Here is a 12,179-nt window from a genome sequence, read left to right on the forward strand (position 1 = left end):
AACTACAACGTCGGCTGGGCCTACCGCGAGTACATGGATATCTATCGCGCGGCATGGCGGTTGAACCGATCTCTCCCTGCCGGTGCTCGCAAGTTCCGAGTTCTAAATCTGAGCTACCGCTACGACTGGTCGGCCTACCAAGGCAACCGCACGCCGACGACGTTCGCCCGAGTGCATCATCGTGGCAATCCAGAGATCTACCGCGCCGACATGGTACGACGCGAGATCCTGGCGAAAGCCGAGAAGATCCTGATCCTCGCTGGCAACAGCCACGCGTTCACACGCTATGCACAGCCAGTCGATGACTATCTCTCGGAAGGGTTCTATCGACTGGAGTCGCGCTACATGGGCGGGCTGCTGTACGCCGAGGTCCCCCAGAAGCTATTCACGATCCAGCTGCATCGTGCCTTCGACAGTCAAACCGGTGGTGGCGCAGTGCTCGTGCATCCAGCCGATGGCGCGATAGAGCAGGTGATGTCGAAGCTGCACGGCAGGCGAGTCGGCTTCGATCTGATCGACACACCGATGGGTGAGCTCCGTGACAATAGCTACTACGCCATCGGCCACCCGAACCTGCGCCTGCGAGATTTGGTCGACGGCTACATCTACGAAAAGCCCTTGCGCGAGTTCGAAGGCTGCAGCATCGATCAACAGTTCGTCACAGCAGCGAACTGGGCAGAGACGCACCAGCGCTATCCCGATTTCCCGTTCCTCGATCCGTGGCCGGCCGGCCCGCGCGAGTACCTGCGCAAGCTCGAGGAATATAGCGACCTTCCACGGCGGTATCGCTCCATGCCGCCATTGTCTTTCGTTTCGGAATAAAGCCAGGACTGCCCAGGATTGATATGAAACAAATCCATGCCAAGATAGTTGTGATGTGGGGACTGATGCTGGCCCATGCGATGGCCCTGGCGTCGGCGCCCACACCGACGCCGCTGTCGAATGCCGAAGCGCAACGGTTGGCCACGTACCTCAAGGAGAACTGGGTGACGCCGGAGCAGTACATCACCGGCAAGTTCGAGCGTTACGACATCGTGTTGCTCGGTGAAGATCATCGCATCAAGCACAACTTGCAGCTGGCACAGCGACTGATCCCGCGGCTGTACAAGGCGGGCGTCTACAATTTCGGCATGGAGTTCGGCGCCAGCGAAGATCAGGCGGCGCTGGATGCGTTGGTGATGGGTGAGCGCTATGACGAGGCAGTCGCACGTCGCTTGATGTTCAACTACAACGTCGGCTGGGCGTTCAAGGAGTACATGGACATCTACCGTGTCGCTTGGGAACTCAACCGCTCGTTGCCTGCTGGTGCGCGTAAGTTCCGCATCTTGAATCTCAGTTACAAATTCAACTGGGAAGGCTACACGGGTATCCGCACGCCGGTGAACGTTGCCAAGGTGTTCCATAAGGGCAACTCGGAGCGCTATCGCGCCGACCTGTTGCGCCGGGAAATCCTGCAGAAGCAGGACAAGATCCTGATCCTGACCGGCAGCGTGCACGCGTTCACCAAGTATCGACAGCCGGTGAATGATTATCTGTCCGAAGGCTTCTATCGCAGCGAAGATCGTTACATGGGCAATCTGTTGTACCAGATGGCGCCCAGCCGAGTGTTCTTCATCATGTTGCATCGGGCGCTCGACGGTCGCGTCGGTGGCCCGCGTGAGCTGGTCTATCCGGCCAAGGGCGCCATCGATCAGGTGATGACCCAGTTCACTGACAAGCGCGTCGGCTTCGATCTCGAAAACACCCCGCTCGGGGCGCTGGCGGATGACAGCTTCCAAGCCATCGGCTACTCGGATTTCCGTCTGCGCGATCTGGCCGACGGGTATGTGTTCGAGAAGCCGTTCTCCGACTATGAAGGCTGCACCATCGACGATCTGTTCCTCACCGAACAGAACTGGCCCGAGGCGCACCGGCAATTCCCTGATCCGGACATGAGCTCGCGGCCTGCGACCTTGCAAGAGTATCGACAGAGGCTGCGCGACTATGCGGACATTCCCAAGCGCTACAGCACCGTGCATTGAGGAGGATGGGACCCGTGATCCATCAGAAGAAGTTTCGTGTTGCCTCGCTGTGCCTGGCGCTCGTTGCCGGCTGGGTCACTACTGCGTCACACGCTGCGAACCCGCCGACAAAAGTTGTCGGCTCGGGTATCGCGGGTGAGTTGAGCAAGTACGACAAGGTCGAGTCGAAGTTCGTCACCGCGCGCGATGTGTGGGTGTGGCTGCCACCCAGCTACAAGTCAGAGTCCGCACAGCGTTTCCCGGTGCTGTACATGCATGATGGCCAGAACGTCTTCGATCCCAGCATCGCCATGAACCAGACCGACTGGGGTGTAGATGAGGCGATGAGCAAGCTGATCGCCGAAGGCGCCGTGCGTGAGGCCATCGTGGTGGCGGTGGCCAACTCTTCGCTGCGTAGAGAAGAGTACATGCCGCAGAAGGCTGTCGAGTGGGCCCGCGGCACGCGTTACGAGACGGCGCTGAAGGAGACGATTCGCCTCAGACAACCGCAGTCGCCCAATCCCACGTGGATTGCGGATTCGTACCTGAAGTTCTTGGTCACAGAGCTGAAGCCTTTCATCGATCAGCATTACCGCACGAGCCCGGGCCGCGCCGATACCTTCATCATGGGTTCGTCGATGGGCGGTCTGATCTCGCTGTATGCGGTCACCGAGTATCCCGAGGTGTTCGGTGGAGCAGGGTGTCTATCGACGCATTGGTCCATCGGCGACGGCTTGGTGGTTGAGTACTTGCGCGGCAAGCTGCCCGATCCTGCGACTCATCGAATCTACTTCGATCATGGCACCGAGGGCATCGACAAGGACTACGAGCCTTACCAGAAGCTGGCTGACGATCAGATGCAGGCACGCGGCTATCGTCGCGACCAGAATTGGATGAGCAAGAAATTCCCTGGCGCTCGACACGACGAAGCGGCTTGGCGTGCGCGCATCGACATCCCGCTGCGCTTCCTGCTCGGCACTGGCAAAGAATCCAAATGAATACGTTGTCATAGCCTTGCCGCCACGGCCGGCTTCACTAGTATGACCGGCAGCATCGTTTCAGAAATAAAGCGGACACACCGCGCGGTCCGATAGTCAGGGGGAACTCGAGATGACAAGAGTTACGTACGGTTCTCGTGCGCGGTCGGCGCGCGCGTCCACGATGTTGGGTTGCTCGGTGATGTTGGCAACTGTCGCTGCCTCAGCGCAGGAGGCGACGCCGAGCAATGCGAAGTCCGAGGATGTGCTCGAGACCATCGTCGTAACCGGAATTCGGCGCAGTATCGACGACGCCATCGCACTCAAGCGCGATTCAGGCAGCATCGTCGAGGCGGTCTCGGCCGAAGACATCGGCAAACTGCCCGATACCAGCATCGCCGATTCCATTTCGCGACTGCCGGGTTTGACGGCACAGCGTGCTGAAGGACGCGCGTCGGCTATCAGTTTGCGCGGCACGGATCCAGGATTCACCACCGCGTTGTTGAACGGTCGCGAGCAAGTCAGCACCGGCGACAATCGCAGTGTTGAGTTCGATCAGTACCCATCGGAACTGCTGAGCGCGGTGGTCGTGTACAAGACGCCGGATGCCGCACTCGTCGGTCAGGGATTGGCGGGCACTATCGATTTGCGTACGCGACGGCCGCTGGAGTATGGGCAGCGAGCGGTCGTGCTCAACGTTCGCGGCGAGCGCAATTCCCAGGGCGATCTCGGCGCCAACTCGAAAGACGAGGGATATCGCGCCAGCTTCTCGTACATCGACCAGTTATTCGACAACCGTCTCGGCGTGACGCTGGGTGTGGCGCGGCTCGATTCTCCGATGGCCATCCGAGGCGCAGGCACTTATGAACCTTGGCATGCGAGCGGCACACAGAGTGCGGGTTTCTTGAACCCGACCGGTGTCGTCAACCCTGGCGTGGGTGCCAATGACTTCATCACCGATGGCATGAAAGTGCGCTCGGACATGGGCAAGAACCGCCGCGATGGGGCGATGGCCGCCATCGAATGGCGTCCGAGCGATTCGTTCACCAGCTTGCTCGATGTGTACTACACCAAGCGGCGCCAGGTGGATAACGCACGCAGCCTGGAAGTGAACCTGGCGAGTTTCCCTGCGCCTTGCTGTGACGGCACGTTCCCTAATGGCACGGTGTTCGGCTACTCGAACCCGACTGTCGTCAATGGCACCGTGGTGGCTGCGGATCTCAACCAGCGCATTCCGTTGGTTCGCAACTTCCTCTACAAGACCAAAGACAGCATCACTGCGCTCGGTTGGAACAACAAGTGGCTCGCAGGTGCCTGGACACTCAATGCGGATGTGAGCTACTCGAAAGCGGAACGCGAGGAGCAGCACTACGAGACGAACGCTCAGTACGAGCCTTCCAACTCGGCACCCGCCGGCTCGCCGCGCTATGTTTACGACAATGGCTGGTTCAGCATCTCGCCGGACTCGATGCCTCGTCTGGGCTTCGATCGGAACTACGCTGATCCTGCCGGCGTGCGTATTGGCCCGTCCGTTTACGGTGCGGGCTACTCAAGGATTCCGCACATCGAAGACGAGCTCAAGTCGGCGCGTGTCGATGTGGCGCGTCAGCTCGACGGCTGGCTGACCAAAGTCGCAGTAGGCCTCAACTATTCGAATCGCGAGAAGAGTAAGGAGCAGCCGGAAACGACGTTGTCGACCATCGACAATCGGTTCTATCAGGTCGATTCGCGCTATCTGCTCAATCCCGCCAATCTTTCCTATGCAGGCACGGGTTCGATCCTGGCCTGGAATGTGCCGGCGGTGCTCGGGGCCTACTACCAACCGATTACTTATGCCGATGCGACCACGCCGGGATATGAGTATCTGGTCGGCAAGAATTGGACTGTCGAAGAAAAAGTCGGCACAGCTTATCTGCGCGGCGAAATCGAGCACGAGCTGTCGTCGACAGCAACGCTGCGTGGAAATGTGGGCGTGCAGGTCGTGAGCACGGATCAGAGTTCGAGCGCGCTACGACGAAACAGTGCGCTCAATCTGATCGAGCCGTTCAGTGCAGGCAAGACCTTCACCGACGTGCTGCCTGCGATCAATCTCGCACTTGCGTTGCCTGCGGAACAGACAGTGCGTCTGAGCGTTGCACGCGAGATCGCTCGTCCGAGAATGGATCAACTCAAAGCGTCGAGCGAGCAGGGCGCCAGTGTTCAGAACGGTGGTCTGGTGCCGAGCGGTGTCGGCGGCAATCCAGAGCTGGATCCGTGGCGCGCCGATGCATTCGATCTTTCCTACGAGAAGTATTTGGCACCGGGTGCCTACGTGTCGGTGGCTGCGTTCTATAAGAAGCTCGACAGCTACATCTACAACCAGACTGACGCCAGCCACGACTTCACTACGTTCCTGGCCGATCTGCCTTATTGCTACCAGGGTGACCTCGGCAATCCTGCCGATCCTAGCGACGATGTGTGTCCGCCAGTTGCTTCGACCACGGGCTTGTATTCGCAGCCTCGCAATGGCGAAGGCGGCAACTTGAAAGGTATGGAGCTTGCGTTGTCGCTCACGGGTGAACTGTTCAGCGACAAGCTTCGCGGCTTCGGCACCATCCTGAGCTTTGCGCAGACGGATAGCAGCATCACCATCCAGGATCCGCCAGGTAACAACTATCTGGGCGGTAATGGCCTGGGCAAGATTCCGTTGCCTGGCTTGTCAAAGACGGTGTGGAGCGCGACGGCGTACTACGAGGTTGCTGGCTTCTCGGCTCGCGTGGCGACACGCTCACGGTCGAAGTACATCGGCGAGATCACCGACTTCGCCAACGAGCGCGCTCTAAAGTACGTGAGGGGCGATCGCATCACCGACGCGCAGCTCGGTTATGAATTCGACGAGGGCACGCTCAAGGGCTTGTCGGTGCTGTTCCAGATCAACAATCTGACCAACGAGCCTTACATCTCGTATGCGATGCGTGAGCAGCGAGTGCAAACGTATCAGGAGTACGGTCGCCAGTTCCTGGTCGGCGTCAACTACCGCTTGTGAACTCAACTATGACGCGTAAGACAGTATTGGACTTTCATCCGCAGGTCCTAAAGCTTTTCGATGAGTACGTGCACGGACTGATTCCGCGCCGGGAATTCTTGAAGCGTGCCGCGAACTACGCAGCGGCGGGTGTGGCGGCGGAGGGCTTGCTGGAGCTGCTGAATCCGCGCTTCGCTGAAGCTCAGCAGGTTGAGCCTAACGACGAGCGGCTGGAGACATCACGAATCGTCATTCCTTCTACCCAGGGACATGGCAGCGTAAATGCCTATCTTGCTCGGCCGTCAGCGAGTGCGGTGTCTCGGCCGGTCGTGCTGGTCGTGCATGAGAACCGCGGTTTGAATCCGCATATCGAAGATATCGCACGACGCTTGGCGCTCGCGGGCTTTATTGCGGTCGCGCCGGACGCACTGTCTTCGCTCGGTGGCTATCCTGGCGATGAGGATCAGGCGCGGACCTTGTTTCAGAAGCTCGATCAGCAGAAGTGCCGCCATGACTTCTTGGCGGCCGTGAGCTATTTGGAAAAGCTGCCTGGAGGTAATCGCAAGGTTGGCGTCGTAGGCTTTTGCTACGGCGGAGCGATCGCGAACTTCCTGGCTACGCAAGTGCCGACGCTTGCAGCCGCTGTTCCGTTCTACGGCGGTCAGGCGCCCAGCGCTGATGCCGCTCGCATCAAGTCACCGATACAACTGCACTTTGCCGAGAACGACGAACGCGTCAACGCAGGATGGCCGGAGTACGAAGTCGCCCTCAAAGTGGCTGGTGTTCGCTATGAAGCGCACACGTACTCGGGCACACAGCACGGCTTCAACAACGACACCACGCCACGGTATGACGCTGCTGCCGCGGCGCTTGCTTGGCAGCGAACTGTGGATTTCTTGGCGAAGGAACTTGCCTGAGGCGGCGCTGACCTAGCGCCGCCGTATCGTTACCTGCTCGCCGCTATCCTCTACCCGAACATCGCGATCGTTCCGTAGGAAATTCAACAACGCTTGGGGCTCATCGGCATTGAACACGCCGTTCAATTCGCGTTGCGCGATTTCCGGATCGCCGATTTGGATCTGGACTCGATTGAACCGATTGAACTCGGCAGCCACGTCGCTGAGCGAAGCACCGCGAAAATCCAGTTTGCGCTGACGCCAGGCGGTTTGTCGCGCCACTTCGTCCGGTGGGTGCCGCACCACGCTACCGTCGTTGCGAATATCCGCAACCTGGCCAGCGGCGAGCGTTTGGGCTGTTCCCTTCGTCGGAGTGATCCGCACGACGCCGCCGACCACCGCAACGGTGGTCATGCCTTCGCGGCGATACACGTTGAACTCGGTACCGATGGCCTGAACGACGGCGTAGTCGGTGATGACCCGAAATGGGCGGCTCGGGTCGTGCTCGACCGAGAACAACGCTTCACCATCGAGCAAGCGGATATCTCGATTCGCTGCGGACAGATCCACCTCGATGCGTGAGCGCACGTTCATTTCGATTCGCGACGCATCCTGCAACTTGATGGTGCGCTGTTCGCCGATCGCTGTCGTGTAGCGCGGTGTCAGCAGCGTGCCGGCGATTTGCCAACCGACCAACGCGACGGCGGCAATCCCAGCAGCGAAACGCAGAGCAGTCCACTTGGAGGCGCGCGTCGTTACTTTCTCCGACGTCGATGCGAGCGGCAGTGTGGTTGCAGCGGCAACCGATGCATTCATCGCCACCACATTGCCGGCTTCCTCGGCGGTCCATTCGCCGATGAGTTGCTCGACGTCGATGCTGTTCGCCTCTTTCAGGCCGTCCAGTTCCCGGTACGCGGCGGAGACCAGCAGGAAGTTCTGCACATGCAGCGGGGACTGGGCGAGCCAGGCCGAGAACTCCGCCTTGCAACCGGCGGTGGGTTCGGTTTCCAGTCGGATCAGCCAGCTGGCCGCGTCTTCGTTGATTTGTCGTACGTCCATGTGGCTATGCCTTCGGTCCGGAACTGTCGAATTCATTTTTGAAAAGGGCGACGGCGCGAATCAGGTAGGTGTACACAGTCGCCTTGCTCAGATTCAGTCGTTGCGCAATCTCCTCCGGCGACAGGCCATCGCGTTTTCGTAGCAGCAGCACGATCTGGTAGCTCTTGGGCATGCGGCGCAAGACGGCTTCGATCTGTTGCGCCGAGCTGATGCGTTCGCCCACTTCATCCCGCCAGATATCGTCGGAGCGGTCGGCGAGCCCGTCGGCGACTTCGGAGTCGAAGGTCACGTGACTGCGCCGCTGGCGGACATGGAACTCGTACACCAGATTGGACGCCAACCGGTACAGCAGGGCCTGCGGCTCCCGGATGGTTTCCTGGGTCGAGATCTGCAGGAAGCGCAAGTAGGCGTCCTGGGAAATGTCGTCGGCATCGCGGGAATTCCGTAGCCTGTACACCAGGAATCGATGCAGCCGCTCACGGTATTGCTCGAACGCTTCCTGGGCGGTGGCGCGCAGGGATTCGGGCTCATCGGAGCGGTTGGGGGTCATGCGGAGAGGGCCAAGACGCTAGATTCCTAGGCACTAGATTCCTAGACAGTGAGACTATTCGAGCTCGATACTTTAGGGACAAGATTTTTTTTCCGTCTCTAAATTGCCGGTCCCGCGCAGTCTACTCGACCAAGAGCGGTCAACTTCATACCGCCATGGGGAGTCGACGATGAAAGTTCTGTATTCGGGCATTCTGGCGCCATGTCTGGTGGCGACCTGTCTTCTGGCCGAGCCGGTGCTGGCGGCCAGCGATGCGGTATCGACGCAGAGAATTGCGCTGAACATACCGGCCCAGCCGTTGAGCGACGCTTTGAATTCGCTGGCGCACCAAAGCAATGTCCAGGTGGTGTTTTATAGCAACTTGGGCCAGGGGCTGACGGCGCAGCGGCTGGAAGGCTCATTCACCATCCGCGAAGCGCTCGACCAGCTGCTGGCGAAGACCGATCTGACGTACGAGTTCGTCGATGGCGGTGTGGTCCGGATCCTGCCGAAGCAGACCACGGGCAATGCCGGCCGCGGCTCGACTTCCACCAGCAGTGGCGTCGACGATACGGTTGAGGAAGTGCTGGTGTTCGGTACGCTCGAGAATCGCCTGAGCGCCGGTTCCAAGTCCGGCTTGTCGCTGCGTGAAACGCCGAAGTCGGTGACGTTGGTGACTCGCGAGCGCATCGAGGCGCAGAACCTGACCTCGCTCAACGACGCGCTCAACCAGACCACCGGCGTCACGCTGAGCAGCTTCACTTCGGTGAGCACATTCTTTTTCTCGCGCGGCTTTCGGGTGCAGACGTTGCAGTTCGACGGTGGCGCGCCGGCCTACGATGGCGGCTATGGAATGTTCCTGACGCCGGACACGGCGGTTTACGATCACATCGAAATGCTTCGTGGCGTCGATGGCATGTACAGCGGTGCCGGTGAGCCGGGCGGCGTTATCAACCTGGTGCGTAAGCGCGCCAAGTCCACCCCGCAAATCAAGACCAGTCTGTCCGCGGGCAGTTGGAATCGGTATCGCGGCGAACTCGATCTGACCGGCCCGATCACGGAAGACGGACGACTGCGTGGCCGCGTGGTCGCGGCTTACGAGGACAAAAATTATTTCTACGATCGCGGCGAATCGAACAAGTCGGTGTTCTTTGGCACCGGCGAGTACGACATCACTCCGAGCACATTGCTGATCGTCGGTGCGAGCTACGAGCGTCGCAAAGAAGATGGTTACTTCACTTGGGGCTTCCCGCGTTACACCGACGGCAGGTCGTTGGGCTTGCCGACCAGCACTGCGTTCAACCCCGAGTGGGCGCATTGGTACTTCACCAACCAGGAAGTCTTCGTGCGCGCCGAGCAGAAGTACGGCGATAGCGGCGTCATCAAACTGAATGCGACGCGCTTCGCGCAGAAGAGCGAATTACGTCAGTTCACCAACTACGGCGCCGTCAATCCGCTCACCGGCACTGGCACGGTCAGTTACGGCGGCGGTACGGATTACGACTCGGTGCAGAATCTGTTGGACCTGTCGTTCAATGGCACGGTCTCGTTGTTCGGACTCGAACATCGTTACACATTCGGCGCGGATTACTCGAAGGTCGATGGCGGTGGCCAGAAAGATTACGCGCTGACGGGCTACGCGTATCCGGGCCCCGCGGTCAACGTGTTCAACTTCGACCCGAATGCCTACCCGGAGCCGACCGCGGTGCTGTCGGGCCTCTATCCCGAGAACGGTCAAACGCAGAACGGTTTCTACGCCACGGTGGGCCTGCAACTGGCCGAGCCATTGCGCTTGACGTTCGGCGGCCGCTACGGCGAATACCGCTTCAAGCAGATTTACCGCCCGGTCGCGTCCAACGGCACCGTCGGCGCACCCAGAACCCTCAGCTACGAAGACAGTAAGTTCATTCCCAGCGCGGCGTTGAGCTTGAACTTTGCAGAGGACTGGTCGGCCTACTTGAGCTTTGGCGAAACCTTCAAGTCGCAAGGCAATTTCCTGCGCGCCTCGGGCGGTTCGTTGAGTCCGGTCACCGGCGACAGTCTGGAATTGGGTATCAAAGGAGAGATTGCGGGCGTGCTGAATGCTTCGGTCGCGGTCTACCGCATGACCCGTAACGGGCAGGGCGTGAGAGATCCGGCCTTCCCGCCGACGCCAGGCAATAACGGTTCGAGCTGCTGCTACGTGCAGCAGGCCGACGTTACCAGCGACGGTTTCGATGCCGAACTCAGCGGCACAGTGACGCCGGGCTGGCAGTTGTTCGCCGGTTATACCTTTAATAGCAATCGTTTCGATGGCGACAGCCGAGCGCTGTATTCCGCGGGCGCTTACTTCCTCAACATGACGCCCAAGCACATGTTGAAGATGTGGACGACCTGGCAGTTGCCGGGCCAATTGTCGCGCTGGACCGTCAATGGCGGCGTGCTGGCGCAGTCGGAGAGTTATGTGACCGGCACTGCGCTGGCCACTGCGGGCGGTAACACCTATGTGCCGTACCGATTTGCGCAGAGCGCCTATGCGATCTTGAATGCCTCCGTGCAGTTCGAGATCAACGAGCGCTGGTCCGTGGGCGTGTATGGCGACAACTTATCTAACAAGACCTACTACCAGACGCTCGGCCTGCCGTCTTCAGAGAACGTTTACGGCACGCCGCGCAGCTACATGCTGACCCTGCGGGGCAACTGGTAAGCGCGGACCCATCGAGGCGAAGTCGAATAGCCGGGTGGCATCCGCCACTCGGCTCCTTGCATTCGAGAGTTGTTATGAAATCACGGCTGAGTTCGTTGGCTTGGGTCGCATTGGCTGCGGCCGCGTTGCCCGGTATTGCGAGTGCGGATCGATTCGAGGGTGCGCGCGAGGCTATTCGCCGCCACATGCAGGAGAAACAAGTTCCGGGCCTGGCGGTGGCTGTTTGGCAGGATGGCAAGATTCTGTGGCAGCAGGGGTTCGGCTGGGCGGATGTAGAGAACCGCGTGGCCGCCACTGAACACACCATGTTCTGCCTGGCGTCGGTGTCGAAGTCTTTGACGGCCATTGGGCTGATGACGCTGGTCGAGGCGGGCAAGGTCGATCTGGACAAACCTGCCAATGATTATCTCGGGCCGGACCAGATCAAGTCCTGGATCGGCGATGCCGATGCGGCAACGGTGCGTCGCCTGGCCAACCATACCGCGGGATTCACCGGCAGCAGCCAGTTCTTCTATGGCGAGGAACTGAAGCAGTTGCCGCCTATCAGCCAGAATATTGCTCGCTACGGCTTTCTCGGAACACCGGCTGGCGAGCGCTTTGCCTATTCCAATATTGGCTACGGTGTCCTCGGTCAGTTGATCGAGCGGGTGTCCGGCAAGAGCTACGGCGACTACATGCGGCAGAACGTGTTTCTGCCGTTGGGCATGACCCATTCCTCCTTGAATCTGGCGCCGGGGCTCGAGAAGCATCAAGCCGTGCGCTATGACTTCGATCGTGTGCCTCTGCCGTTCTACGAGTCCGCCGAGCCAGCTTCGGCGTCGCTTTATTCCAGCGCGCATGATCTGGCGCGCTTCGGTTTGTTTTTCTCCAAGCATCGGCAGAAGGATCAAGCTGCCATCCTTAGCGAGAAGTCGATTGCGCGGATGACCGACCAATTGGTTTCGCAGAATGCAACGACAGTCAAGGGGGCGCCGCGCTCCTACGGCGTCGGCTGGATGGTCTCGCAGGAAGGCGGCTATGAGCTGGTC

The 12,179-nt window shown here is 59.8% G+C and carries 8 protein-coding genes and 1 pseudogene; 7 read left to right on the forward strand and 2 right to left on the reverse strand.

The annotated features are described in order from the left end of the window. The 5 genes and pseudogenes from JNL55_RS30960 to JNL55_RS30980 all read left to right on the forward strand — a co-directional run. Positions 1–822: pseudogene (locus JNL55_RS30960) on the forward strand (alpha/beta hydrolase); the annotation flags it as partial. Positions 823–845: 23 nt separating this feature from the next. Then, positions 846–2,021: a ChaN family lipoprotein gene (locus tag JNL55_RS30965; RefSeq protein ID WP_293863644.1), complete on the forward strand. Its 1,176-nt coding sequence runs from the start codon at positions 846–848 to the stop codon at positions 2,019–2,021. A gap of 14 nt (positions 2,022–2,035) precedes the next feature. Next, positions 2,036–2,998 carry an alpha/beta hydrolase gene (locus JNL55_RS30970; RefSeq protein ID WP_293863646.1) on the forward strand — a complete coding sequence of 321 codons (963 nt, stop codon included), beginning with the start codon at positions 2,036–2,038 and terminating at the stop codon, positions 2,996–2,998. Between the two features lie 112 nt (positions 2,999–3,110). Then, a complete protein-coding gene (locus JNL55_RS30975; protein WP_293863649.1) occupies positions 3,111–6,002 on the forward strand; it encodes a TonB-dependent receptor in 2,892 nt (963 codons plus the stop codon). 8 nt (positions 6,003–6,010) lie between these two features. Continuing rightward, a complete protein-coding gene (locus JNL55_RS30980; protein ID WP_293863652.1) occupies positions 6,011–6,898 on the forward strand; it encodes a dienelactone hydrolase family protein in 888 nt (295 codons plus the stop codon). 12 nt (positions 6,899–6,910) lie between these two features. Here the strand turns inward: JNL55_RS30980 and JNL55_RS30985 are convergent, their stop codons facing one another. Both JNL55_RS30985 and JNL55_RS30990 read right to left on the reverse strand, forming a co-directional pair. After that, entirely contained in the window at positions 6,911–7,936 is a 1,026-nt protein-coding gene (locus JNL55_RS30985) for a FecR family protein (RefSeq protein WP_293863656.1), read from the reverse strand. Positions 7,937–7,940: 4 nt separating this feature from the next. Then, a complete protein-coding gene (locus tag JNL55_RS30990) occupies positions 7,941–8,486 on the reverse strand; it encodes an RNA polymerase sigma factor (RefSeq protein WP_293863659.1) in 546 nt (181 codons plus the stop codon). 169 nt (positions 8,487–8,655) lie between these two features. Here JNL55_RS30990 and JNL55_RS30995 point away from each other — a divergent pair, with 169 nt between their 5' ends. Then, complete coding sequence (locus tag JNL55_RS30995; protein ID WP_293863662.1) at positions 8,656–11,151, forward strand: TonB-dependent siderophore receptor; 2,496 nt, start codon at positions 8,656–8,658, stop codon at positions 11,149–11,151. Between the two features lie 74 nt (positions 11,152–11,225). Next, on the forward strand, positions 11,226–12,179 hold a 954-nt coding region (locus tag JNL55_RS31000; protein WP_293863665.1), incomplete at its 3' end, for a serine hydrolase domain-containing protein.

Origin of the sequence: Steroidobacter sp. (assembly GCF_016790065.1) — a bacterium.
Classification (GTDB): domain Bacteria; phylum Pseudomonadota; class Gammaproteobacteria; order Steroidobacterales; family Steroidobacteraceae; genus Steroidobacter.

What these genes read in the sequence shown, in the direction of transcription:
- JNL55_RS30975 (WP_293863649.1), top strand. Translation starts at nt 3,111, where the DNA reads ATGACAAGAGTTACGTACGGTTCTCGTGCGCGGTCGGCGCGCGCGTCC.
- JNL55_RS30990 (WP_293863659.1), bottom strand. Translation starts at nt 8,486, where the DNA reads ATGACCCCCAACCGCTCCGATGAGCCCGAATCCCTGCGCGCCACCGCC.
- JNL55_RS30965 (WP_293863644.1), top strand. Translation starts at nt 846, where the DNA reads ATGAAACAAATCCATGCCAAGATAGTTGTGATGTGGGGACTGATGCTG.
- JNL55_RS30985 (WP_293863656.1), bottom strand. Translation starts at nt 7,936, where the DNA reads ATGGACGTACGACAAATCAACGAAGACGCGGCCAGCTGGCTGATCCGA.
- JNL55_RS30980 (WP_293863652.1), top strand. Translation starts at nt 6,011, where the DNA reads ATGACGCGTAAGACAGTATTGGACTTTCATCCGCAGGTCCTAAAGCTT.
- JNL55_RS30995 (WP_293863662.1), top strand. Translation starts at nt 8,656, where the DNA reads ATGAAAGTTCTGTATTCGGGCATTCTGGCGCCATGTCTGGTGGCGACC.